The 23,514-nt window shown below is 63.4% G+C and carries 21 protein-coding genes; 8 read left to right on the forward strand and 13 right to left on the reverse strand.

The genetic code is table 11. From position 1 onward, the window contains the following. The first annotated feature begins 1 nt into the window (after window position 1). Window positions 2-2,791 carry an SNF2-related protein gene (locus N5J73_RS00750; protein ID WP_154352408.1) on the forward strand — a complete coding sequence of 930 codons (2,790 nt, stop codon included), beginning with the start codon at window positions 2-4 and terminating at the stop codon, window positions 2,789-2,791. A gap of 40 nt (window positions 2,792-2,831) precedes the next feature. Here N5J73_RS00750 and N5J73_RS00755 read toward each other — a convergent pair whose 3' ends face one another. From N5J73_RS00755 to N5J73_RS00795, 9 genes are all read right to left on the reverse strand, one after another. After that, on the reverse strand, window positions 2,832-4,811 hold the full coding sequence (locus N5J73_RS00755; RefSeq protein WP_154352407.1) for a relaxase/mobilization nuclease and DUF3363 domain-containing protein: 1,980 nt from the start codon (window positions 4,809-4,811) through the stop codon (window positions 2,832-2,834). A 448-nt stretch (window positions 4,812-5,259) separates the two neighbouring features. After that, window positions 5,260-5,859, reverse strand: coding sequence for a S26 family signal peptidase (locus N5J73_RS00760; RefSeq protein WP_154352406.1), 600 nt, complete (start codon window positions 5,857-5,859; stop codon window positions 5,260-5,262). Then, complete coding sequence (locus N5J73_RS00765) at window positions 5,856-6,401, reverse strand: DUF2840 domain-containing protein (RefSeq protein ID WP_154352405.1); 546 nt, start codon at window positions 6,399-6,401, stop codon at window positions 5,856-5,858. Before N5J73_RS00765 ends, N5J73_RS00760 begins: the two co-directional genes overlap by 4 nt. Continuing rightward, window positions 6,398-6,682, reverse strand: coding sequence for a chromosome partitioning protein ParB (locus tag N5J73_RS00770; protein WP_154352404.1), 285 nt, complete (start codon window positions 6,680-6,682; stop codon window positions 6,398-6,400). Before N5J73_RS00770 ends, N5J73_RS00765 begins: the two co-directional genes overlap by 4 nt. Beyond that, complete coding sequence (gene parA / locus N5J73_RS00775) at window positions 6,679-7,317, reverse strand: ParA family partition ATPase (RefSeq protein ID WP_154352403.1); 639 nt, start codon at window positions 7,315-7,317, stop codon at window positions 6,679-6,681. The genes N5J73_RS00770 and parA overlap by 4 nt, the downstream gene beginning before the upstream one ends. A gap of 289 nt (window positions 7,318-7,606) precedes the next feature. Further along, window positions 7,607-8,467 carry a replication initiator protein A gene (locus tag N5J73_RS00780; RefSeq protein WP_154352402.1) on the reverse strand — a complete coding sequence of 287 codons (861 nt, stop codon included), beginning with the start codon at window positions 8,465-8,467 and terminating at the stop codon, window positions 7,607-7,609. A 26-nt stretch (window positions 8,468-8,493) separates the two neighbouring features. Beyond that, window positions 8,494-8,775: a helix-turn-helix domain-containing protein gene (locus N5J73_RS00785; RefSeq protein ID WP_154352401.1), complete on the reverse strand. Its 282-nt coding sequence runs from the start codon at window positions 8,773-8,775 to the stop codon at window positions 8,494-8,496. Between the two features lie 83 nt (window positions 8,776-8,858). After that, the gene (locus N5J73_RS00790) at window positions 8,859-9,632 is read right to left on the reverse strand and encodes a DUF2285 domain-containing protein (RefSeq protein ID WP_154352400.1); all 774 of its coding nucleotides are present in this window, start codon (window positions 9,630-9,632) and stop codon (window positions 8,859-8,861) included. Window positions 9,633-9,940: 308 nt separating this feature from the next. Further along, window positions 9,941-10,288, reverse strand: coding sequence for a DUF2958 domain-containing protein (locus N5J73_RS00795; RefSeq protein WP_154352399.1), 348 nt, complete (start codon window positions 10,286-10,288; stop codon window positions 9,941-9,943). Window positions 10,289-10,503: 215 nt separating this feature from the next. Here N5J73_RS00795 and N5J73_RS00800 point away from each other — a divergent pair, with 215 nt between their 5' ends. Beyond that, on the forward strand, window positions 10,504-10,797 hold the full coding sequence (locus N5J73_RS00800; RefSeq protein WP_053506350.1) for a helix-turn-helix transcriptional regulator: 294 nt from the start codon (window positions 10,504-10,506) through the stop codon (window positions 10,795-10,797). 357 nt (window positions 10,798-11,154) lie between these two features. Here N5J73_RS00800 and N5J73_RS00805 read toward each other — a convergent pair whose 3' ends face one another. The 4 genes from N5J73_RS00805 to N5J73_RS00820 form a co-directional block, all read right to left on the reverse strand. After that, on the reverse strand, window positions 11,155-11,469 hold the full coding sequence (locus tag N5J73_RS00805; RefSeq protein ID WP_154352398.1) for a DUF736 domain-containing protein: 315 nt from the start codon (window positions 11,467-11,469) through the stop codon (window positions 11,155-11,157). Window positions 11,470-11,733: 264 nt separating this feature from the next. Then, window positions 11,734-14,727 carry a Tn3 family transposase gene (locus tag N5J73_RS00810; protein WP_099539826.1) on the reverse strand — a complete coding sequence of 998 codons (2,994 nt, stop codon included), beginning with the start codon at window positions 14,725-14,727 and terminating at the stop codon, window positions 11,734-11,736. Between the two features lie 23 nt (window positions 14,728-14,750). Next, window positions 14,751-16,022, reverse strand: a complete 1,272-nt coding sequence (locus tag N5J73_RS00815; protein ID WP_017355000.1) for a site-specific integrase — start codon at window positions 16,020-16,022, stop codon at window positions 14,751-14,753. Beyond that, entirely contained in the window at window positions 16,019-16,432 is a 414-nt protein-coding gene (locus N5J73_RS00820) for a helix-turn-helix domain-containing protein (RefSeq protein ID WP_014159604.1), read from the reverse strand. The genes N5J73_RS00815 and N5J73_RS00820 overlap by 4 nt, the downstream gene beginning before the upstream one ends. Before the next feature lie 105 nt (window positions 16,433-16,537). Between N5J73_RS00820 and N5J73_RS00825 the strand changes: the two genes are divergently transcribed. The 6 genes from N5J73_RS00825 to N5J73_RS00850 all read left to right on the forward strand — a co-directional run bounded on the left by N5J73_RS00825 (window position 16,538) and on the right by N5J73_RS00850 (window position 23,512). Next, window positions 16,538-17,155 (forward strand): cation transporter, encoded by a 618-nt coding sequence (locus tag N5J73_RS00825; protein WP_014159605.1) that lies wholly within the window; start codon window positions 16,538-16,540, stop codon window positions 17,153-17,155. Window positions 17,156-18,340: 1,185 nt separating this feature from the next. Continuing rightward, the gene (locus N5J73_RS00830) at window positions 18,341-20,056 is read left to right on the forward strand and encodes a phosphoethanolamine--lipid A transferase (RefSeq protein WP_055765228.1); all 1,716 of its coding nucleotides are present in this window, start codon (window positions 18,341-18,343) and stop codon (window positions 20,054-20,056) included. A gap of 71 nt (window positions 20,057-20,127) precedes the next feature. Beyond that, entirely contained in the window at window positions 20,128-20,499 is a 372-nt protein-coding gene (locus N5J73_RS00835; protein WP_027080084.1) for a diacylglycerol kinase, read from the forward strand. 141 nt (window positions 20,500-20,640) lie between these two features. After that, complete coding sequence (locus N5J73_RS00840) at window positions 20,641-20,952, forward strand: hypothetical protein (protein ID WP_126941536.1); 312 nt, start codon at window positions 20,641-20,643, stop codon at window positions 20,950-20,952. A 56-nt stretch (window positions 20,953-21,008) separates the two neighbouring features. Further along, entirely contained in the window at window positions 21,009-22,262 is a 1,254-nt protein-coding gene (locus tag N5J73_RS00845; protein ID WP_062167469.1) for a TolC family protein, read from the forward strand. Next, window positions 22,259-23,512, forward strand: coding sequence for an efflux RND transporter periplasmic adaptor subunit (locus tag N5J73_RS00850; protein WP_062171269.1), 1,254 nt, complete (start codon window positions 22,259-22,261; stop codon window positions 23,510-23,512). The genes N5J73_RS00845 and N5J73_RS00850 overlap by 4 nt, the downstream gene beginning before the upstream one ends. Window positions 23,513-23,514 lie beyond the last annotated feature (2 nt).

Consider the following 23,514-nt stretch of genomic DNA (forward strand, 5'->3'; position numbering starts at 1 on the left):
CGTGCAAGCAGACGATTTTCAGGATTCGTTCCAGCCCGGCGAGCGCATCACCCACACCGAATTCGGTTCAGGCGTGGTGCTCGAACCCGGGCACGATGGCTATCTGCGCGCGTTCTTCGGCGTGGTGGGCGAGCGCCGCGTACCGACCAGTTCGTTACGCCGCGAGCGCACCCGTACCGAGCGCATTCTGCAATCGGTGGCAGGCGGCTCCGACCGGGCACGCAAGGCATGGCTGTCTTACGAGGCGCACGCACTGCCGGTGATGGAGAGCGCCTCGGCGCTGACCTCGGCACGCATTGATCTGCTGCCACATCAGGTGGTGCTGACGCACCGCATTGCCACTGCCTCACCACGGCGTTACCTGATCGCCGACGAGGTGGGCTTGGGCAAAACCATCGAAGCCGCGCTGATTCTGCGTGAACTGGCCAGCCGGGGCGAGTTGACCCGGGCGCTGATGGTGGTGCCCGCAGGCTTGGTGAACAACTGGCACCGCGAATTGAACGAGGTGTTCAATCTCGACTTCGAGGTGTTCGGCTCCGAAGGCGACATCACCGACCGCAAGACCAATGCCTTCGCCAAGCACGACCGGCTGATTGCCAGCATCGACACCTTGAAGCGCCCTGCCCGTATCAAGCGTCTGCTGGATGCGCCACGATGGGACCTGGTGGTATTCGACGAAGCGCATCACCTGACCGCACACCGCACGGGCGGCAAGGTGCGCAAGACGGAAAACTACAAGCTGGCCGAAGCGCTGAAGGATCACGCGCGTGATCTGTTGCTCCTGTCTGCTACGCCGCACCAAGGCAATCACTTCCAGTTCTGGATGCTGGCGCAGCTCTTGAACCCCACGCTGTTTGGTAGTCCCGAGGACATGCTGGAAAACCGCCATCGTCTGAATACGGTGATGTTTCGCCGCACCAAGGCCGATGCCTGCCAACCCGATGGCTCACCGCTGTTTGCCCGGCGCTGGGTGCATACCGAGTCCTTCTTGATGAATCAGGAGGAGCGGCTGTTTTACGAGAAGCTGCGCGAGTACCTGGAAGATGGTTTCGATCTGGCCCGCCGCCAGGGCAACCAAGGGCGCGCACTGGGCTTCTTGATGGCGATCTTCCAGAAGATCGCGGCATCAAGCTTTGCCGCCGTTCGCCGCACGCTCAAGCGCCGCTTGTTGATGCTGACGCTGCACGAGGCATTTCTGCGCGACAAGGAGCTGGACATCGAAGGCCGCGAACGCCTGACCGAGGAAGCGCGCGAGCTGATTCATGCGGAATTTGGCTTGCCGCGCGACAGCGTTGGTCGCAGCGAGGTGGATCGCGTGTTGGCTGACCTCAAGTACCGGCTGGTGAAGAAGCTGGATGAAGAGGCGCTGGAAATGGCCTCCGACCCCTATGGCAGCGAGTATTCGGCCACGCACGCCGAGGAGGCAGCGTCTGCTGTGGTCGATTTGCATCTGCCCGAGGAGCGCCTGCGCATCGGTGATTTGCTGCGCATCTTCCCGCAGCAGCGCGAGACCAAGGTGCAAAAGCTGCTCGATGGCTTGGGGCATTTGTGGCGACAGAACGCCAACGAAAAGATCGTGATCTTTGCCACCTACCTTGGCACGGTCGATCTGATTGCCCGCGAGATTGAACAGGCTTATCCCGGCCAGGGCGTGGTGGTGCTGCGTGGCGGCGACCACGGTGCCAAGCTGGCAGCAGAGCGGAAGTTCCGCCTGAAAGACGGGCCGCGTGTGCTGGTGTGCACAGCGGCTGGCCGCGAAGGGTTGAACCTGCAATTTGCGCGCATTCTGTTCAATTTTGACCTGCCTTGGAACCCGATGGACATGGAGCAGCGCATTGGGCGCATCCATCGCTACGGCCAGCGCGATACTGCACAGGTTTACAATCTGGTGCTGTCGGACACCATCGAGGGGCGTATCTTCCTGCTGCTGGACGAGAAGCTGACTGAAATTGCACGCACGGTCGGCAAGGTCGATGACCAGGGCAATGTGGCCGAAGACATGAGAGCGCAGATTCTGGGACAGCTTTCCGAACGGTTGAACTACGACCGCCTGTACCAGGAGGCGCTGTCTGACCCTGAACTGAAACGCACACAGGTGGAGCTGGAAGCGGCACTGTCCAATTCCCGCGAGGCACGGCAGGTGGTGTTCGACCTGTTTCAAGACCTTGACGGTTTCAGCCTCGATGACTACCAGCCCTTCTCGGATGTGTCCTCCAGCCTGGATCGGCTGGTGCGTTTTCTGTCGGCGGCCGTGGCAGACCGCCAGCAGAAGCTGCTGAAGGTGGACGAAGAAACCTACGACCTTGTGACAGTGGATGGCACGCGCCGTGCACGGTTCACACTGAACCGCGATACCGCCACCAGCAGGGACGATCTGGAACTGATGGGGTTGGATCACCCCTTGGTACAGGAAGAGCTTGGCCGCTGGCGCAGCGTGACGCCCGAAGACATCGGCATTGCGGTGGCTGGGGATGTTGACGAGCCGGTGCTGCTGTCCTTGTGGATGGTGGAGGCGTCTGCCGGCAACGGTGAGCGCCGTGTGGTGGTGCAGCCCATCGCAGTCAAGCAGGACGGGACACGGGTGCCGACTATTGAGCGGCAATGCGAACGGTATCTGCAAGCATCGGCGATCTCGCCGAGTTTTACACCGGAGCAGCGGCTGGCGTTGTTTGCCCACACCGTGGAGCCAACGTTGCAACGTGAGTTGAAACACAAGGGCGCGGCCAATGGAGATGGCAGCTATTCGGCCGAGCTGATTGGATACGTTGAGGTACTGAAAACGCCCGCTTGAAGCAGAAGGGCCACGCTGAATCCGAGGGCGAGAGAATTCTTCAAATAGTGAGGTTACGCTGTTTTCCAATCTCCCATGACACGCCGCCGCCACGTACCGTCGCGGCGAGCTGCTGGCCCAGCCGCTGCTCGATCACGGGTTTCCACGGCACGAGGCTGAAGCCCATGCCGTCATCGAGCATGGCGTAGCGCCCGCTGGCAAGCATGACAGAGCGCCGGTAGATTCCTGCTACGCGCTGGCCGTCAGCCACCGGGCGATGCGCCAGGCCGGTTTCGGCAGTAATGTCCTTGGCCGCCTGCGCCAGTTCCCGATTGCGCAGCGTGCCCAGCAGATTGCGCGCCAGGATCACGCGCTGCCCTCGCCGCTCGGCCAACCCCTGTTCGGACAGGAATTCAGCACGCTGCTGCATCGCCTGCTTGGCCTCGCCGCCAAAGCCCAGATCGCCCAGGCCTGAGCCGCCGCCGATCAACTGCTGGTCGAGCCAGGTGGCGCCGATGACACGGGCCTGCCGCTCGATGGGCAGATGCGATTTCAGCTCCACGGCCACGCCGCCCAGGCGCTGCGCGTCGTAGCGGCGGCCCTGTTCGGGCAGGTCGCCAGGCACCTTCCATAGCCCTTCGGCCACACGCTCCACGATGCCGGTGCGGCGCAAGGCTTCGAGCCGGCGAATGTGGGCTGCCACGACCTCCTGCGGATCACGGCCCGGTACGGCCTGGCCCTGCGCGACGGCCAGGTGATGGTAGGTGCGGTATAGGCCACCGCTTGCCAGCGCGGCGATGTTGCGGTCGGCCGCACGCACGTCGGCCGCCCCCTTCACTTCCACCACGGCGCCGGCCGGATAGTTCGCCAGCTCGTCGCGGGCATTGAGCGCGACGTAATGGGCCTTGCCGTCCACACCGTCGATGACCAGATAGCCCCGGTCGCGCAGTTCGTCGGCCAGCCCTTTCGCGGCCACGCGCCCGAGGATAGTCCGGCCATCGTCTCCCGGCTCGAACACCGCCAGCTCGCGCGGCTCGCCACGCATGGCCCGCTGCATGGTGCGAATGATGTCACCACGCTCGCCGAGAGCACGCAAGGTTTTCTCCGCATCGGCATGGACAGCCCAGGTGCCCGGCTGCGTCTCGTCGGCCAGGCCCAGGCGCTGCAAGTGTTGCAGGCGGCCGATCAGCAGCAGGCGCTGGCGTTGCAGCCGCGGTTCGTTGAACCGTTGGATCTGCACTCGGCCATCCTCACCGGCCTCGCGCTGCAATGTGCGATCCAGGCTCGTCCACCGCTCCTGCTCCACCTCGCGCTGCAAGGCCTGCTGGATCTCCAGCTCGGTGCGCGGCCCCAGCCATTCGGTCGCCAGCTCGGCGGCGCGATGGCGGAAGCCATCGGCGATGTAGTCGCCCGCGATGATGAGGTCCTTGCCGGTATCGTCACGCCCGCGCACGATCAGGTGGGCGTGCGGGTTGTCGGTATTCCAGTGATCGACTGCCACCCAATCCAGCCGCGTGCCCAGGTCGGCTTCCATACGGTTCATCAGATGCCGGGTGTAGGTACGCAGGTCGTCCAGCTCGGCGCCGTCCTCCGGGGAGACGATGAAGCGGAAATGGTGCCGGTCGTCGGAGGCTCGCTCCTTGAAGGCGTCAAGGTCGGCTTCGTCGGTCTGCGGCCCGTAGGCCCGGCCCGGTTCACCATCGCGGCCCGCGCCGTCGCGCTCGATGTAGCGCAGATGTTTCGCCAGCGATTGGGGGCTGGCGTTGCGCTGATTGACCAGCAGCGTCTTGATGGTCACCCGCCGCGACATGGGCGTCAGCTTCGCGCCGGCGAAGCGCGCCGCCGTATGGCCGCGCCCCAGGCGCGAGCCGGGCCGCTGGCCGGCGCCCTTGCCACTGCCGCCAGGACGGCGCACTGAAGACTTGCCGCCGCTGGCCTTGCCCGCCTGCTTGAGCACCTTGGAGACGAAGCCCTGGCCCTTGCCTCGGTTCTTCGGGGCGCTCGGACGCACCCGGAAATCGTCGTCGCGGCGGTCGGTCATGGCCGCTCTCCCTGCAAGCTATGGCGTGTCCGGGCGTGCGAAGCACGCGGACAGCCCTGCATTGGCACGGGCTTCGCGCCCCAAGCGGCACGGCGGCGAAGCCGCTGCGTGCCGCGCCACCCCGACGTGCAGACTGGCTTTCGACGCGGCCCGGTGCCGCGTCCTTTTGTCTTGCCTTCCGCCTTTGCCCCTCGCTGGCGCTCCGGGCAGCGGCGGCCCGGTGGCGCTGCTGCGTGAGCAGCCAGCGCGCCGGCGAACGCGAACACGGCCACAGGCCGGGCGCGTTCGAGACAAGACGCCTGCACATTGGACGGCTGCGCCGAAGGCAGCGCGAAGGGCGGCGAGGATGCGCTCGCACTGCACGCGCGACGACACAGCGACGGCCAGCGGCACGACACGCCCGATGGCACGACAAGATGCACGGCAACGTGCAGCAAGTCGGCGGCCATCATCGGCGGGATTCCAGCCAGACCGGATGCGCGATGCCGATCACGGCGGATGCGCTGACCGGCCCGAAATACCTGCTATCGAACGACGCCGGGTTGGTCACACTGAGCAAGAACAGTTCGCCGGGTTCGAGGCGACGGCATTGCTGCCAGGATGGCAGCGGCCGGCCCCAGCGGTCGGCGGGCAGCACGGCGGCCGAAGGCACGCCGTCGATGCGGACGATGCGGCCAGTGATGCACACCTCCTGCGGCGCGACGGCGCCCACGCGCTTGAGCAGCGGCACGCTCGCCGGCAGGTAGCCGCGCTGCGCTGCCAGCGCGGCGGCGTCTGGCGGCAGCGCGGTCAGGACGATGCCGCCCACGGACAAAGAGCGTGGCAGCGAGCCGGTGCCGTGGCCCAGCGGATCGACGCGATACCAGCCGACCGCCACGCTATCGGACGGGTTGTAGATCAGGCGCGGCAGCGGATGCACGAAGGACGCCCAGGCCAGCGCAGCGAGGCCGCAGGTGGATATGCCCGCCAGCACGAGGCGAGCGCGCAGGCGCGAACGAGGACGCGGCGGAATGCCCGCTGCACTGGCAACGGCGGATGGAAGCGTCATGGCAGTGCCCTCCCGATGAGCCAGGCGGCGTGCCGCTCTGCGGTGTATTCGGGTAATGCCAAACGCGCCGCGAGCCGGTTGGCGAGCGTGCGCCAGTACGCGGGCGAGACAGCGGCGGGTGCGATGCTCAACGCCTCGATGGCGTCGATGCGCTCCAGCGCGGCGCGCACTTGGTTCTCGCCCTCGGCGTGCAGCAGCAAACGCGCACCCGGCTGCACGCCAGGAATGCGCTGCGCCGCATCGAGCGGCGTGCAAGCCTGCATCACCATGAGCTGCCAGCGCACGGTGCCGTAGTCGTTGGCCTGCCAGCGGACACGGCACAGAACCGCGTTCGGCAGGAATACGGCGCAGCGCCGCCAGCGGTCGAGCCAGATGATGCGCGCAGGCTCGCCGAAGCGCAGATAGAGCTTGAAGCGTGGCTCGATGTAGGCCAGCGCCACGCGCGTCAGCAGTGCGCTGGCAGGCTGGCCAGCGAGCGCGGCCGGTGATGGTTGCAGCGCAGCCGTGGCCGCGACAGCGGCAGGCGAAGCGAATGCGGTCATGGCGTGCTCTCCCTGCGGTGTTCTGGAAACTCGCGCTCCAGCAGGCCGCGCAGCAGATCGGCCACGGTCACGCCTTGCGTGAAGGCCGATACCTTGATGCGCGCGCGCATCGCGGGCGTGATGTCGAGCGTGAGGCGAGCCGTGTAGAGGTCGCCCTTGCCCAGCGCATCGGCGTCGCCCTGACGAATCCACGCCTCGGCATGCGGATTCACAGGCGGACGCGTGCCGATGCCGACGCGCTTTGCCGTGCGTTTGCTGTTCGGCAGCGGTTTCTCGGTCATGTCGGCCACCGCAGCAGCTCGTCCACCAGGGCGGTGATTTCGCGGGCGGCAGCGCTGTCGGGCGCCGTCTCGCGTGCAAGCCGCCCAGCGGCCACGCTGTCGGCGAACACGATGCGTTGATGCACTTCCGCGCGCAGCGCAGGAAGCGGCTGGTCGGCGAGCGCCTGGCGCGCTTCGCGCCCGATCACGGTGGTGCTGACGCGCCGATTGATGACAAAGGCTGCGGCGAGCAGCGGCCGGAACACCTGAGCCTCGCGGATCAGTGCCACCATCTCGGCGCTGGCCCACAGGTCGTAGGGGCTGGGCTGCACGGGGATCAGCACGCGCTCGGCCGCCAGCAGCGCGGAACGCGCCAAGGCGGCGATCCTGGGAGGGCCGTCGATGACGACGTGATCGGCCCGCCTGGCGAGTTCTGGTGCCTCCTGATGCAGCGTTTCGCGTGCGAGGCCCACGGCGCTGAACAGCCTTGGAAGACCTTGCTGGCTTCTGCGCTGCGTCCAGTCCAGCGATGAACCCTGCGGGTCGGCGTCCAGCAGGACGACGTGCTGGCCGCGCATCGCCAGCTCGCCGGCGATGTGCGTGGCGAGCGTGGTCTTGCCCACGCCGCCTTTCTGGTTGAGCAGAGCGACGATCATGGCGCGGCCCTCCGTGCTGGAAAGCCTTGCTTCCATTCGCTTGCAAAACCTGTTATCTGGTGGTCGTGATTGCCTGCCGTTTCTGGCCGCGTGGCGGTTGTCCACCGCAGCGGCGCTTCCCTACTAAAAGTTAGAGAGATTAAGTTAGGGAAGTTAGAGGGCGCGCAAACCCAATGCTGGCGCGGGTTTGCGGCCGATCGGCACGCCTGATAGCACGATAGTCCCACGCCCGATAGCACGATACCCCGCACGCCTGATAGCACGACACCATTCACAGGCTCTCCCGGAGTTATCCCCGTGCCGTTTGCGGCACGGGCCGGAAGGTCAGCAATTCCGTTCCGTCGTCCGGCATCCGCTCGATTCCCAACACGTAGCCGGGCAGCGACTGCCGCGCGACCAGCGCGCGCAGGTCGCAGGCGAAGTCGTAAGGCTTCGCGGTGCTGCCCGATTTCTGGTGCAGGTAGCGAAAGTCGAACTGCCAGCCGTGCGCCTGCCTGCCGCCATGCTTGCGCACCAGGCGATAAAGCCACCGCTCGATGCCACCCGTCAGCCGGAAATACGCCGGGTCGATGGTCAGCACCAGGGCTGCATCGAACACGCCCGCATAGAACCAGTCCGGCAGGATCAGCTCGATGCCCAGCGGCGTGCCGCTGGGATCGGCCAGCTCCTTCCATTCGTTGATCCACGAGAAGCGATGCAGGCGCCGCCCGGTCGTCTCGCGGATGGAGGTGGCCACCGTGGTCGATTGCAGCCGATCCAGAGCGGCTTTCAGTCGCTGGTAGTCGCGCAGCGACTTGCCGCGCCCGATGAAGCGCAGGATCTCGTAGGGCGTGGCGCGCATCAGCCGCGACGGCCGCAGGCCCGCGTCCTTCGCTTCCACGATCTGCGAGGCCGCCCAAATGAGGATGTCCGCATCCCAGATCGTGGCGATGCCGTGCTCCTGCGTGCCTTCCACGCGGATCGTCACATTGCCCGCGCGAAAGTCGATGGGCTTGACCCGCTTGGACTTCGCCAGAGAGAAGAACGGATAGGCCATCAAATCCTGGCTGTCGCGCGGCGCCATGCCTTCGCCCGGTAAGGCGCGGAACAGGTCGAGCTGTTCGTGTTCCTGCATCGGCTGCTGCCGCGCGGGCAGCGCAGGGCTGGACATGGCAAAGGCCACCCGCGCGCCAGCGATCAGCGCGCACGGCTGTCCGCCGCATGGTGCTCGGCGTACTCGGGATCGGAAGTCGTCTCGAAGCTGCGGTCGGCCGCCCATGTGTCGAGGTCGGCCACGGCGTACATGACGCGGCGGCCGAACTTGCGAAAGCGCGGGCCACCGCCGATCACGCGCTGTTTCTCCAGGGTGCGCGGCGACAGGCGCAGGTACTCGGCGGCTTCGTCGTTGGTCAGGTAGCGTTGAGGCTGCATGGACGCAGCGACAGCAGTGGCGGCAGGCCGCAAGGGAGCGGAACGCATGGCGTGAACCTCCATCGGTTGAAAACGCCGGCTGCACCAGCGCAACCGGATGGAGGCAGTCTCAGAAAACCAAGCTGTTCTGCTCAGGGTCGTTTTGCGTCACCATCAGAACGACCCTTCTCAAGGGGCGAAAGTTGTGCTAGCTGGCGATAGCCGCCGCGCATCAGTGCATCGCCTCGCCGCACTAGGCGGCGCACCTTCGAGCGCAGGCCACCGTCGCTGTACCAATCGGCCAAGGCATCCACGCCGAACAAGCCTTCACCGACCTCGCGCAAGGACGCGCCCGCCAGGGTGGCGTCGAGCGCTTGCAGGGTATGCAGTTCCAGCAGCGCGGCCGGTGTTGGCCTGGGCTTGGCATCGGAAATGGCTGCGCCCGGCGCATAGCCGCGCGCAGGCGCGGTAGTGCCGCCGCGATAGGCATGAACCACGGCCATGCCGTCTTGCAGGCCGGGTGCCAGCGCGAAGCGCAGGCACCGACCAGAACTGCGCGCGATCAACGCCAGACCCTTGCCATCATGCAGCAGGTGTTTATGGCCGGGGATGTGCCAGAACGCGAACGCGGCGGCGTCCAGTGGTGGATCGGCATCGGGGTAGAGCTGCACCACGGCATCGGAGCCGGGCAGCCAGGCCGGATGCGCGTCGCGCGCATCCAGGGCTGGGTCTTCCAGCAGGCGCAAGCCCCAGCGTTGCGCCGCCTGCTGCGCAGCTTGCAACCGGCGATGATGGCGCAGCCAGTCAAGCCGGTAGTCGGGATTCCTGCGCAGGTATTCCCAAGCCAGCGCGAGCGCATCGAGCCACAGGACAAACAGGTACGCCGCAGTGGGATACCAGTGCGCGAGGTGATGGGGGTTGACCATGACGCCTCCTCCCTGAGAACAGGATTCGCCGTCACGGAAGAGACTACGCGCTACATCGCCATCGTTGGAAAAATTGGAGTTTCAAGATAGGAAGGGGTCAAGACCGAATGGCTCCGATGCGTTGCAGTGTTTGTCTCAATACGGCGGCGGCAGCACTCCGAACTTGGAGCGCTGCATTGACCAGCCTGCCGCAACCCGCGCCACGCATCATGACTGTTTCGATCAGACTGGCCGGGGTATGCCGCAAGAATGCCGATTGAGACCTGACCGGCATGACACCAGACTGAAAAAATCACAGTCAGCCTTGTTCAGTCCGGGATAGCCCCGTCGCGCTGGGCCAGCCGGGTGTATTCCGACAGCGTGCGCGTTGGGCAGAAATAGAGGTCACGCATCACGGGCTGCTGGCGCGGCCCGACGATGCCGGCCAGCTCGGATAGCTTGACGGTGCCTTGCGCCGGCATACCGATCCCCAGGTCGATAAGACCCCAGGCGGTGTCGCCATCAGCGGGATCGAGCGCGGCCAGCAGCCAAGTCACATGCGCGTCCGGCGTGAACAACCGGACTACGGGCACCGGGTCGATGGCCCGGCCAGCGGCGCGGGCCTGGCCGTGGGCGAGCAGACACACACGGTCGTCCTCGGTGATGAGCGGATTCATGGCGATTCCCGTCGGCTGCACGAATCCGCCAAAGCGTGAAGGCGCAAAACCGTATCGGCGGATTTGGGCATGAACACGATTGTGATTCCGTGGGTCTGCGCCTTTGTCGGAGTCCGTAAATACGGATTTCTGCAGAAGCGTAAAACGGTGGGGTTTTGATGAATGAGTTAAAGATAACGTGGTTTTAATTGTGCGGCGAATCGACGCTTCTGTCCATGCAGAAGCGATCCGTCCAGCCCGGCCGACCGGCTGGCTCCACCACCCATGACGCCGAGTTGGCTCACGCCTTCGGCGCTGCGGTGCGTGCGCTGCGGATAGAGCGCGGTATCGCGCAAGAATCGCTGGCGCACCTGGCTGGCGTCGAACGTTCGCACATGGGCAAGATCGAGCGCGGCGAGCACATGCCAACGCTGGCGATCATCTTCAAGATTGCCGGCGCGCTCGAATGCAGCACTGCGGTGCTGATGAGCGAGGCTGAAAGCCAGCTCGCAGCGGCAGCCCTGCCGTAGGCTTGGCGGGGTCGATCCGGCGCAGGCCGGTTCGGCGGTGTTCAAGGGGCGCCAAGTGCAGCGCGGCGGGGATGGGCCTTGCGCCGATCCCCTGGAGGCAAGCGTAGCGCGCAGCGCCGCAGGCGCGAAGGCGTGAGGGATTGGAGTCGAATGGCCGTGACGGCAAAGACGGCACGGGGCGCAGCCCGCAAAGCCCGGTGGCGCAACGCGCCGAAACGCCATGCTTTGATCGCAGCCACTGGTGCTGGCTTCCCAACATGAAGATGCGACCCGAAAAAGGCCACTGCCTATTTCGGTCTGGTATGGGACGTAGTGATAGCGCAGCGCCCCGCCGCAATGGACGGGGCGCTGCGGCGGTCACGCCGCCTGGGGCTTGCTGCGCGACCAGATCAGGTCGTGCGTGTCGTCCTCGCCTTCGATCAGGCGGGCATAGACCGGAGCCGGGAACGAAGGATCGTCGAGGGTCACGGACTTGTATTCCCGCCCGGCTTCGCTGGTCTTGTTCCACGCCGCGCCGATGTCGTGGCCGGCGGCCTGGAGGCGGAAGTCGGGGGCGTTCTCGCTGCTGCCCTTGTCGTTGGGAACCAGCTTGGCCTTGACGTTGAGGGTCAGGGTGCGGAGCGTGCCGGTGAAGCCGTCTTTGTCTGCGGTGAAGGTACCGATGTTGGCCATGATGATTTCTCCTTTCGGTGGAACAAGGTTCGCGCCCATCGCGTCCTTGTTGTGATCCGGCCAGCGGGGGACGGGCTGGCTGCACCGCTTGCGGTCGAAACGCAGTGGAGAGCCGGGAGGCGAACAGAATTTGCTGCGCGAGGAAGCCGCGCAGCGGCGGGGAAATTGAGGGTCGGCAGGGAATCGTTACGTACAGGGCCAAAAACCACCTAAGCGATTGAAACGCAATGATAATTGCCTTGTCCCGATAGCGCATCTCCCCGTCTATGGGGCCTGTTCAAGGACTTTCGCTGTATAGCTCAGCGGCGCCACTTCCCTATCAAGGTCGAGATGGTAGTCGCCGAAGCGGTTGATGTGGCTGGTCCGAAACGGCGACAGTCCGGCCAGGATCTCGGGCGTCAGTTCAACTCCCTCCTTCCGCATCTCAGCCAAGGTCCGGCTCATGCCTTCTACGTTGTGGAGGATGATCATGTTAGCGACCAGCTGGCTGTACTTGATGATCTTGCGCTGCTCGTGTTGGACGTTCTCAGCAATGATCCCCTGGCTGCCAAAGAACACCCATTTTACGAAGCCGTTGTACTCCTCGCTCTTGTTGGTCGCAGCATGGATCGTTTTCCGAATCTCGTTGTCATCGATGTAGCGCAGCAAGAACAGCGTTCGGACGGCCTTGCCAAGTTCCCGGAAGGCGAAGTACAGCTTGTTCTTCCGGCTGTAGGTGCCCAGCCGGCGCAGGATCGAGGACGCGGTGATCTTCCCCAATCGGATCGAGATCACTACCCGCAGCATGTCGTGGAGATGGGTGGCGATCAGTTGCCAGTCGATGCTGTCTCCGAACAGTGCCTGGATGTTCTTATAGGTCCTGCCAGGTTCAGGCCGGAAGAATGTGAGATCCTTGATGTTTCGTATCCTGGGCATCAGCTGGATGCCCAGCATGTGGGCCAAACCGAAGACCGGATAGCTTTGGGCCTGCGTGTCGCCATGGACGATCTCGGGCTGGATGTCGGACGTGTTGGCCAGCAGGCCATCGAGGATGTAGATGCCCTCGTGCACGCCACAGGGAATGAAGTGGCTGAACAGCGCCACGTATTTGTCGGACACATGGTAGTAGCCGATGCCGCCGTAGCCGCCGTAGCGGATGTGGTACTCCGACAGCAGGTTGTCCTCGTACACGCTCCACTTGGTGCCATCTGCTGACGCGCTCTTGCCGCTGCCCCAATAGCCCGGCAGGTCAAATTTGTTGTAGGTATTGATGACCTCCACGATGGCCTTCTCAAGGACATCTTCGGTCACGTATTTGAGGTTGAGCCAAGCGACCTGGCGACGGCTGAAGCCCTTGATCGACCGCGCCGTCTGCGTCGGACCCAAGTTGCAGCCATAGCAAAACAGCGTGGTGATCACCCGTCGAGGGAGATCTTCAACCTGGCTCTCGGTGCCGGCGATCGGACGGAAGAATCGGTGCAGATCCAGCCATTGGCTGGCGTCGATCAGGACATCGACGATGCTGGACTCCGGGAGCCGTTCGGCGATGAGGCGGTCCACGGTGGCAATGGCGCTTGAGACCTCGGCGCGTTGCCCCTTCCGCAGTACCAGGCGTCCTTCCAGAATGTCCGCATGAACATTCTCGGGGAAACGCTCGTCAACTTCGTCGGCCAAGTCGGTCAGTTGTGCGCGCAACCCGGCCACGAAAGTCGCAGCGTCGGTGGGCAAGCCTGACACCTGGCCATAGGCTTCCAGTTCCTGGGCCAAGGTGGCTTCATCGACCAGCTGCTCGCGGTAGTCGTCAAATCGTTCGCTGCTCGGGATGAAGAGATCTCCCGACTTCAGTTCGTCCTTGACCTGCACCAGCACGGCCAGCTCGAAGTACTTACGGTGCATCCAGCCGGCGCCTGCCGCGCTGGCCCGCTTGCCAAACACGTGCTGACGCCAGAGCTTGGACATCCAATCGAAGTCCTTTTCCGGGTCCAGGCCGAGGGATGCGACCTCGATCAGCTCACGGCGTTGGTTGCGCAGCGACAGCACCGCTGCAATCAACGGCTCCATGCCGGCATCGTGGCTGGTTGCCCGCAAGTTCATCAGCTCCAGCCCATTGAACAGCAGCGGCCTGACCGCGCCGTAGGGTTGCAGCATAAAAGGCAGATAGTTCTTTCCTGCGTATGCCATATGTTCTTCGCATTCGGCCAACAAGGTCGACACTTCCGCTTCCAGACTGTTATCGATGGCATCCACGCGCTGACTATCGCTGCCGTCGAGCTGATAGGCCTGCAGGATTTCCTTGAGCTGGCCGATCAGGAAGTCGGCCCGCTTGGCATGTTCGAGCTGGTAGGCCAGCAGCTTTTGCTGGGCCGTGTTCTCCAGCCCGCGCACCTGCTTGATGAACAGCTCGGCTGCGTCATCCAGCGTCTTGGCATGCTGGGCGCGAATGAAGATGGTGGCCAACGCATAGCGCTTGTCCGGAGCCAGTTCGGCTAACTCGCTGGCGTCATAGGCGCGAGCCATTGCACGGAATTGCTTGAGCTTGGGCACCGGCACATCGATGGGAGGCAGCTGCTCGGCCAACTGCTGCAGCATGCGGATGTGCTGCAGATAGAACCGGACCTCCTTGTTGGTCGGTCGGCCAGGCTCGCGCTTGAGCGATTGCCAGCCAGTAAATCTGGAGCCTTCCGGTGCGCGCAGCAATTCGTCAATGAGCGTGCGCGTGGCAGGCGTCAGCGCGTGACTGATGCTGCGGTAGTAGCCCAGATTGACCCGCTCACGTGCGCCGATGGCGGCCAGCTCCAGGGTGCGGAAGCCTGGCAGTTCGTAGCGGTGGTGCACCAGCTCTTCGAGCAGGACGTTCACGATGTCCGGGATGGTGTGCTTGGTCTGGGCTGCTCCGGTGGCCACCGTGTCCAGCCAGGCCAAGCCTGATTTGTCCAGGGGATGTACCCCGATGAACTGCCGAAGCTGCGGCATATGGCGGCGCTGGCTACCGGAAGCGTCGTAACGTTCGAGCTGGTCGGTGTCCAATACGCGCCCGAGTCGGGCGGCCTTGGCGATGTGCTTCCGGATCCGCTCGGGCACTTCGGCTAACACCGTGAAGTAACCCAGGCGCTGGAAGAGCTTGAGATGAATCAGTACCGCCAGCTGCGGTCCCGGCTGGGTGGTCAGCTGCTTGGCGAATGCAATCTCAGCGGCGGTGGGGGTATAGATCTCCTCCAGTTCCTTGGCGGTGGGATCAGGCTTCAGTCGCGGGTAGGCGGTCTCGTGAAGGGTAGCCATTGGATCCGGAGGTTATGAGGGGATCAATCCCAGTGCCGGCCGTCGTCTGTATTGAGAGACGCTTCCAGGAAACACTGGTGCGTATCGGCCATGCGGTGCATGTCATCGAGCAACGTGGCCAGGATTTCATCCAGATCCCGGTCGGGATCGGTGGGAACAGTCAACTGGTACTCGCTGCTGGCAGTGTTCAGGCGCACAGCCTGGAACGGGGCCAAGCAGATCTCTTCGATCCGGCCTCGGGCCTTGGCCGCGCCGCGGCCCGTGCGGGCAAACGGGGTCAGCACCATGCGCAGGCGCAGCTGCAAGGCCGGTTTGCCCTCGGGCGCCGGCAGTGCCATCGCCGGTACCGGCGCGGTTGGACTGGGCAGGCTTGCTTCAATGCGGTCACGGGCAAAGGGGTCACGCCCGTCCAGATAGCGCATGGCCGACTGCACATCGCGCCAGCCCACGTACTCCATCAGCGCCTTCATGTCCCAGCCTTGGTCGTTGGCCCAGCTGGCAAAGCCGCGGCGCAACGAATGGCTGCTGTGGAGCCCCGCATCGGCAAAGCCGGCACTGGTCAGCAACTCGCGTAGCAGGCGCACCAAGCTGTTGGGATGCAGGCCCTCGGCGCTCACCTGGCCCCATTGGTTAACCGCCCGAAACACCGGCCCTTCGTGCAGGTCGGCCGCCTGCAGCCACACCTGGGTCGCCTCCACCGGGCACAACCGCGACAACGCCGGCACCTTGTAGGTGACGCCGGCGGCCTGGCGGTCGCCCTTGCTGCGCGGCAGGAAACAGGTCATCCCCTGTCCCGGCACCAGCGTGAGATGGGCCACGTCCAGACGCAGCAGTTCATCGCCACGGAAGCCCCGCCAGAATCCGAGCAGCACCAACGCTCGGTCGCGTTGATGGCGCAGCGCCGCCGCTCCGTCGCCCCGGGCATGCGCCGCCGCGATCGCGGCAGCCAACCAGTCATCGAGCTCGACCAGCCGCCGAATCTGCAGCGGCGCGGCTTGCTTGACCTGGCCCGGGTGCAGGGTCTGGATGCCTTTGAGCACCTTGCGCACCAGCGGCGACCGGGTCGGGTCGACAAAGCCGTGGTCGCGGTGCCAAGAGGCAATGGCGGCCAGCCGGTGGCGAAGCGTGCTGGCGGCTAGGGTCTGCGCATACGCGGCCAGGTACCGCGCCACGCTGTCCGGTGTCGCTGGGAGGTGGCCTTGCCATTCAACCTCGAAGTGCCGCAGCGCCGACGCATAGCTGCGCACCGTGTTCTGGCGCGTGGCTGCATCGAGGTAGCGGTCCAGTTCGGTCACTGACGCGTGGCCTCCACAGCGACCGGCTGCCGCAGGGTCGACAGGATGGTGCATTCAGCCCGCTGCCCACCGTGGCAACTGGCAATCACCCGTTCCAACTCGGTGGCCATGCGCTCCAGGTCGGCCATGCGCGCCCGCACGTCGGTCAGATGGCTGCGTGCCAGCCGGTCCACGTCCCCGCACGAAAGCTCCTCATCGCCGGCCAGCTGCAGCAGGCTGCGGACCTCCTCCAGGCTGAAGCCTAGGTCCCGGCCGCGCGCAATGAAGCGCAGCCGCTCGATGTCGGCCGGGCCATAGACCCGGTAGCCATTGCCCGAGCGCCCCGGGCGCGGCAACAGGCCGATCCGCTCGTAATAGCGGATCGTCTCCAGGTGGCATCCACTGGCGTCGGCAGCCTCACTGATTTTCATTCGTAGTACGCTTGACTCCGTAGTAGCTACGGACTTTACACTCACCTGCTGTGTCATGCCAGCGACCCGCCCGGGCCCGGCTTCCCTGCGACTGGAGATGTTCCGATGAGTGATTGCGGCTGCCACCACGAGGCCAAGAATGCGCAGGAGCGGCGCGTCCTCTGGATCGCCCTAGCGTTGAACGCGGCGATGGCCGTGATCGGCGGCATCGCCGGCTGGATTGCCCATTCCACTGGCCTGCTGGCCGACGCTCTGGACATGCTGTCCGATGCCACCGCCTATGCCATTGGCCTGGTCGCTATCGGGCGCACGGCGCGCTTCAAGGCCAATGCCGCTTGGGTCAGCGGCAGCGTGCTGCTTGTGCTGGGTGTGGGCGTGTTGGTTGAGGTGGGCCGCCGGGTGATGTACGGCGCCGAGCCGGTCAGCGGCTGGATGATTGGCACCGCCCTGCTGTCGCTGGCGGTCAATATGGCGGTGCTGCGCATGCTGGCACCGCTAAAGTCCGGCGAAGTGCATCTGCGAGCGACGTGGCTGTTCACGCGGGCCGATGTGGTCGCCAATGTTGGGGTGATCCTGGCCGGTCTGTTGGTGTGGTGGCTGGCCAGCCCGTACCCGGATTTCGTGATCGGCGCCCTGATCGGCCTGTATGTGATCAAGGAAGCCTTCGAGATTTTAGGTGATGCCCGCCGGGCAGGTGCCGACGCGCGCAAGACGGCTGCATGACCAGGCTTGGCCGACTGAGCTCGGACTCTGGCGGCTGCGCTTGAACCCGGCACTGTCACGTGGCGCAGCTGGCCCCCGACCTAATCCGTCGCAGCTCAATCTGCGTGACCGTGCGGAAGCTCAGGCAAAACGTTAACTTTCTGTTCTTCGGATGCCGGATTCCGTCAATTTCCCGCGCCAGCTTTTGCCTGGCCACCTGACTCGCAGAGGCCACTCGAGCCCGCGAGATTGATGAATAAGCGTCAGCTTGCTGATGAGCGGGACCCAAGGTATCTTTCCGGCCTCAAATGTATCAGTCCTAGCCACACGTGCCTTCCATTGTCATCCATGCCAAGCGCTACGCTCTGGCACTGCTGCTCGCAGTGATGATCATCGTGCCTGTCGTTGATGCTTCGGTCTGCTTCTCTGAGGAGCAGTCACACCAGGAAGTGGCAGGGCCAGGCGATGGCCACCCCGATAAGGCGCATGCCGCTTGTGGTCACGGTCACTGCCACCACAGCAGCACTTTTGTGGCGTCCAACGGTTTCACCAGTGCCGAAGCCGCAAGAAATGAAGGCGGGCACACGTTCTACGAACAGCCCATGACGTCCCACATCCCGGACACGCTGATTAGACCTCCCAGGCTTTGATCGCATAACAGGCGCAACGCGCCTGTCAGTCCTTCTGCGATCACCTTTGTGTAGGTCTTTCCATGAACACATCTTGTTGCTGGGCGCTCCGTGCGCTCGGCCGACGCGTGGCTGCACGTGCAGTCGCCGGCCAGTACTGCGCCGCCTTGAAGAAGGCGACCTGAATGCCCTTCTCAACATCTACCAATCTCCGAACTGCACGCGATCGAGCGGCACTACTGATGGCAACCTCCGTGCTTGCCATCGGCGCATCTCTTGGTGTGCGCGATTTTGGGCCTGTCGACGAACCGAGATTTGCCTTGGTTGCCACCCAAATGGTGGCAACCGGAAGCTCGCTGTTCCCGCGTCGGGGAGCGGAGCTGCACCCAGACAAGCGTCTCTTCATGTGGATCTCGGCTGCACTGCTGTCACTGACCCAAAACCTGCGGACCGCGGTCCTGGCCCCTTCGCTGGTGTCAGGCGTTGCATATGTGTGGATGGCTTTCCATCTAGGAACGCGCAATGGCGGCCGTGTGCGCTAGGGGCGCGCGCGGTGGTCAATAAAAAGGAATCACCAATGCATTACGTGAAAACAGAATTCAACCGAGGCAGTTCGCGCGGGGGCCTAGGCTCAGATCCACTGGGCCGTCTTGGCAAGCCCATCTGCGGCCCGCAGCTGGGCGTCAACACGTTGATTATCATCGTGGCGATGTACTTCACGTTCTTTCTCAACAGCGCGTTCTTCGCAGAAGTAATTGCGAAGAGTGGTGCGGACGGAGCAGCTCGTGCGCTACTTGTTATCTCTACGGGAGCGATCCTCACTGCCTTGAATGTGCTCATTCTCGGATTGCTATGCGTTCGATGGACGGTGAAGCCGGTTCTTGCATTGCTTCTCGTCGTGTCCGCTACTGCTGCCTACTATTCAGACAATTACAGCGTCTACTTCGACGCCAGCATGGTACGAAATGTGCTGAAGACCGACGGCGCTGAAGCCGGAGAGTTGCTGACCTGGGGCTTCTTTCTTGCGGTACTAATTAAAGGCGTCGTGCCAGCTATCGCGGTATGCATGGTAAGGCTCCAACGTTCTTCCAATGTGACGCGGGCGATACTTGCAAGAGTGCTTCTACTTGGCATGGCGGTTGTTGTAATCGTTGGCGCGGCAATTGCGTCATTCGACGACCTCTCATCACTCATACGCAATCACAAGCAAGTCAGATACCTTGCAAACCCTGGAAACTACATCGCTTCCATTGCGAAGGTTGTGCGAGAAGACACCCGTGCGGAGCGCGGTCCGATCCAAGTGGTTGGCCCCGATGCCATGATGACGCCTCATCCGCCAGGCGCGAAGCCCCACTTCTTGGTCATCGTTGTAGGTGAGACGGTTCGTGCGCAGAACTGGGGTTTGAATGGATACGGCAGACAGACAACGCCACAGTTGGCAGCGTTGGACGTCGTCAATTTCTCAGACGTGACCGCCTGCGGGTCAAACACCGAAGTGTCGGTGCCCTGTATGTTCTCTGCGTACGGGAGGCGAGACTACGATCGAGACAAGATCAAAGGTTCGGAGTCGCTTCTGCATGTTTTGGAGCGTGCCGGGGTCAGGACCCTATGGCGTGACAACCAGACTGGATGCAAGGGCGTCTGCTCTGATCTGGCATTTGAATCCTATCGCGTGCCGGTCAAGGATGTTCTGTGCGACGACCAAGCATGCCGTGACGAGATTATGCTGCAAGGTCTGCATGACTCGATCGAGGACAACCCTGGTGATGTCGTTGTCGTTCTACATCAGCTGGGGAACCACGGACCCAGCTACTTCAAGCGATACCCGGAAGATCTGACGAAATTTACTCCCGACTGCCGAAACGCAGACTTGGGCAAGTGCACACGCGGTGAAATCGTCAATGCGTATGACAACGCGGTCCTTGCGACAGATGACTTCCTTGCAAAGACAATTCGCATGCTTGAACAGGACAAGAGTCACGATACCGGGCTGATCTATGTCTCCGACCACGGCGAGTCATTAGGGGAGGCGAACGTCTATCTTCACGGGCTCCCCTACGCTATCGCCCCTGATACTCAGATCAAGGTGCCGATGGTGATGTGGATGTCTGATGGTATGAAGAGCAGCAACAACCTGGACCTTCAATGTGTCCGGGACCGATCAAAGCAGCCGTCCAGCCACGACAACCTCTTCCATTCTGTGCTTGGCCTGATGCAGGTTAGGACGACGGTGCTAGACGAGAGCCTAAATCTGTTCTCAGGCTGTACCAGCAACGCCGGTCACAGCCTATAGCCGACCACGGCGAGTATCGCTGTTGGAAGACCCGTGAGCGTCTCTTGGGCCCAAAAGAAGGAAACATCGAAGTGGCAGATATGTACGGTCATCGTCCGCGGAGCATTGCGCGCGTCTTTGAGGCGCTTCGCTGGTCTCTCCAGGGGCTGAGATCAGCTTGGCTGCATGAATCGTCGTTTCGGTTGGAAGTTGTTATGGCCGCGGTGGCATTACCTACAGCTATCTTTTTCGGCAACTCAGGGGTAGAGCGAGTGCTTCTCATGGGGAGCGTACTGTTCGTTTTGGCATTCGAGCTGCTGAACTCCGCTATCGAGGCAGTGATCGAACGGTATGGCCCAGAAATCCATGAGCTGGCTGGTCGTGCGAAGGACATGGGGTCGGCTGCGGTGTTCGTGGCTCTTTGCAATGTCGCCCTCACATGGGCCGTTATCCTTGTGGGTTGATTCCCTGGGTCCCGACCTGAACGGGGCTAGGGTGCGTTCAAGCACAGCCACCGTAGTGTTTTTATGTAATTGTATCCGTCCAAAAGAGGTTGCTAACCTTTCCCAATGCGTCGCTCTCTGCCTGCTATTCGTATATACCTGATGCTGCTGCTTTTGGCGGCGTTCGTGGTCGTGCCTGTGGCCGAGGCATTGGCGTGCGCGCAAGAAGCGACGGTCAGCGTGGGCGATGTGCACGCCTTGCAAAGTGATTCAGACTCCGAGTCGAGCAAGAGCAAGGATTCGTCCAGTGCCGATGCCTGTGGCCATGGGCATTGCCACCATTCAACGGCAAGCCTCCCAGCTGCCGGTCACGACGATCTGTTCGCCGATGGCCGGATTTCGCTGCACAGTACCGAGCACGGGGACGTCTACGCCCTCCGACTCGACGGACCCATGCGCCCCCCCCGTATCTGATCTGGCTCTGCCCCGCATTTGCGGGTAGTTCGCTCAGATAATTTACGGGAGTTTTTATGTCGATTTTGACGGGTCGGTCGCTTTCAGCGACCGGGTTGGCTGTCGCTGTTCTGCTGGCGTTGGTGCCAACCGGGCATGTAGCTGCTCAAACTGCACCATCTTACGAATCGTTGCTTTCTCGCTTGAACCAGATGCCTGCGACGGTCCAAGGCGTCGCGCTGGCTGAGGCAGCCGAGGCGCGGGTACAACAGGCTCGGGCACTGCCCAATCCGACGGTCTCCATCGAAGCGGAGAACGCCTACGGCACTGGTCCCTACAAAGGTTTCTCAAACGCTGACAGCATTGTCACCCTCTCCCAGCCGCTGGAGATTTGGGGTCAACGAGGGGCCCGAGTGCGCGCCGCGCGTGCGGAGGCTGGGGCTGCAGGCTTGCGGGGTGATCTGATGCGCAGTGACGCAGCGGGTCGCCTGGCTGCGACATACGCCGAAGCAGAGGCTGCGCTGCGCCGATATGAGTTGGCCAGCGAGGCATTGGCCTTGATTGAACAGGACGCCAAGGCGGTAGCTGCGATGGTCAGCGAGGGACGTGAGCCCAACCTGCGCGGTGTGCAGGCACGGAGCGAGGTCGCCAATGCAAAGGCCAGCCTAGATGAGGCCGAGGCCTACCGGGATGCGGCGCTTGCTCGCCTAGCCGGGGTGTCCTTAGTGGACAGCCCGCTGACCGACATCGGCGAAAGCCTGCTTGACCGAGTGCCCTCTCACCCAATTGACAATGAGGCCGCCCCGCTTGCCGTTCGTATCGCCCAAGCCGAAGCGGACGCCTCCGGCCGCCTTATCGATGTTGAGCGCAAGCGTGCGTTGCCACAACTGAGTGCATCCGTGGCTCAGACGCGCTTCCGCCAAGCGGGCGACCAAGCTTACAACGTGGGCATCAGCCTTTCGATCCCCCTATTCGATCGTAACCGCGGTGCGATCCAGGCGGCCTATGCGGAACAACGTGCTGCCGAAGCGGTTCTGGAGGCTCAGAGGCGTGACAGTGAGGCGGCCCGTTTGGGAGCGGTAGCGAGTCTCAAGGCATCCAACAGCCGCGCACGAGCAGCGGATGAAAGCGTACAGGCCGCAGATGAAGCCTATCGGCTGGCCCGCATCGGATTTGAGGCAGGTCGTATATCGCAATTGGAGCTGCGCAGCACGCGATCAACCCTGATCGCTGCGCGTGGCAGTGCTGTGGATGCCCGTCTTAGCCGGGTGGCAGCAGAAATCGACCTCGCCCGCCTTGAAGGGCGCGCACCGTTTGTGGAGGCAAAATGAACAAGTACGGAAACAAGACGCTCATCGGAGCGACGCTGCTGGCTACCTTGATGATGACCGGCGCGCTGACCTCATGCAGTGGCGGGGCGCAGGAGGATGCCAAATCCACCGGTACGGAGGCAGAAAAGCCGGCTGGAAAGGATGATGGTCACGACGATCACGCAGCTGACGCAAAGCCGGGCTCCGCCGAGGCGCACAGTGAAGGTGATGGTGATGGCGAACATGGCGAAGAGGAGTCCGAGGAAGGTGTAGTCAAGCTGACGCCTGACCAGATCAAGGCATCTGGCATCGGCGTGGTGGCTGTCGGCCGCGGCGGTGGCGCATCGACCCGCCTTGCAGGTCGCGTCGAGCCGGCCATCGGGGGGCGTGCTGCCATCGCCTCAACGGTCACCGGCCGCGTTGAGCGCGTGCTTGTTGCGCCGGGTACAGCCGTCAAGAGCAACCAGCCCCTGGTGATCATTGTCAGTGGAGAAGCTGCGACCTTCAAAGCCGCCGCCACTGCCGCTGCGGCGGAGGCCGAAGCCATTCGCCTGGCCTACGGCCGCGACAAGTCTCTTGTCGAGCAGGGCGTAGTGGCTCGCCAGGAGCTGGAGGCCTCGCGCGCGCGCTCTTTGGCCGCTGATGCCGCCGCTAGTGCTGCACGTGCACAGGTAGCGGCCAGTGGATCTCCGGACAGTTCCGGCCGGGTGACAATCTCCAGTCCTGTCGCTGGCGTGGTTGGCAACGTCCAAGTGACGCCCGGTGGTGTCGTCTCAGCTGGAACGCTTGTTGCGGAGGTTTCCAATCCGGACATGAATGAACTCGTATTCACTGCACCGCCAGCACTGGCCACTCTCGCGGTGCCCGGAATGAAGCTGGAAGTGACTGGCCCGGGCGGAAGCTTCGAAGCTGAGGTGATTGCCGCCGCTGCGAATGTGATGCAGCAGGGAGGCACCGCGACCATTCGCGCCAAACCAATTTCGGAGAAGTTGCCACCGGCCGGCTCCCCCGTTTCGGCCGTCATCATCGCCGATAGTGCCGCTGAAGGTATGAGTGTGCCGGCGGATGCGGTCCAAAGCGTTGATGGCAGAAGTGTTGTCTTCGTTGCCGTCCAGGGTGGTTTCCAGGCTACGCCGGTACTCGCTGGTCGTCGTGCAGGTAATCGAATCGAAATCCTTAACGGCCTGACAGGTAGTGAGCGCCTCGTAGGCGCCAATGCCTTCCTGCTCAAAGCCGAACTGGCCAAGGGCGAAGCCGAGCACGGCCACTAAGG

It is taken from the genome of Stenotrophomonas sp. GD03654 (genome assembly GCF_029845105.1).
GTDB lineage: Bacteria > Pseudomonadota > Gammaproteobacteria > Xanthomonadales > Xanthomonadaceae > Stenotrophomonas > Stenotrophomonas africana.

Bases quoted from the DNA above. Each gene is read 5' to 3' on its own strand.
- N5J73_RS00755 (WP_154352407.1), bottom strand. From the start codon at position 4,811: ATGACCGACCGCCGCGACGACGATTTCCGGGTGCGTCCGAGCGCCCCG.
- N5J73_RS00760 (WP_154352406.1), bottom strand. From the start codon at position 5,859: ATGACGCTTCCATCCGCCGTTGCCAGTGCAGCGGGCATTCCGCCGCGT.
- N5J73_RS00765 (WP_154352405.1), bottom strand. From the start codon at position 6,401: ATGACCGCATTCGCTTCGCCTGCCGCTGTCGCGGCCACGGCTGCGCTG.
- N5J73_RS00770 (WP_154352404.1), bottom strand. From the start codon at position 6,682: ATGACCGAGAAACCGCTGCCGAACAGCAAACGCACGGCAAAGCGCGTC.
- parA (WP_154352403.1), bottom strand. From the start codon at position 7,317: ATGATCGTCGCTCTGCTCAACCAGAAAGGCGGCGTGGGCAAGACCACG.
- N5J73_RS00780 (WP_154352402.1), bottom strand. From the start codon at position 8,467: ATGTCCAGCCCTGCGCTGCCCGCGCGGCAGCAGCCGATGCAGGAACAC.
- N5J73_RS00785 (WP_154352401.1), bottom strand. From the start codon at position 8,775: ATGCGTTCCGCTCCCTTGCGGCCTGCCGCCACTGCTGTCGCTGCGTCC.
- N5J73_RS00790 (WP_154352400.1), bottom strand. From the start codon at position 9,632: ATGGTCAACCCCCATCACCTCGCGCACTGGTATCCCACTGCGGCGTAC.
- N5J73_RS00795 (WP_154352399.1), bottom strand. From the start codon at position 10,288: ATGAATCCGCTCATCACCGAGGACGACCGTGTGTGTCTGCTCGCCCAC.
- N5J73_RS00800 (WP_053506350.1), top strand. From the start codon at position 10,504: ATGCAGAAGCGATCCGTCCAGCCCGGCCGACCGGCTGGCTCCACCACC.
- N5J73_RS00805 (WP_154352398.1), bottom strand. From the start codon at position 11,469: ATGGCCAACATCGGTACCTTCACCGCAGACAAAGACGGCTTCACCGGC.
- N5J73_RS00810 (WP_099539826.1), bottom strand. From the start codon at position 14,727: ATGGCTACCCTTCACGAGACCGCCTACCCGCGACTGAAGCCTGATCCC.
- N5J73_RS00820 (WP_014159604.1), bottom strand. From the start codon at position 16,432: ATGAAAATCAGTGAGGCTGCCGACGCCAGTGGATGCCACCTGGAGACG.
- N5J73_RS00825 (WP_014159605.1), top strand. From the start codon at position 16,538: ATGAGTGATTGCGGCTGCCACCACGAGGCCAAGAATGCGCAGGAGCGG.
- N5J73_RS00830 (WP_055765228.1), top strand. From the start codon at position 18,341: ATGCATTACGTGAAAACAGAATTCAACCGAGGCAGTTCGCGCGGGGGC.
- N5J73_RS00840 (WP_126941536.1), top strand. From the start codon at position 20,641: ATGCTGCTGCTTTTGGCGGCGTTCGTGGTCGTGCCTGTGGCCGAGGCA.
- N5J73_RS00845 (WP_062167469.1), top strand. From the start codon at position 21,009: ATGTCGATTTTGACGGGTCGGTCGCTTTCAGCGACCGGGTTGGCTGTC.
- N5J73_RS00850 (WP_062171269.1), top strand. From the start codon at position 22,259: ATGAACAAGTACGGAAACAAGACGCTCATCGGAGCGACGCTGCTGGCT.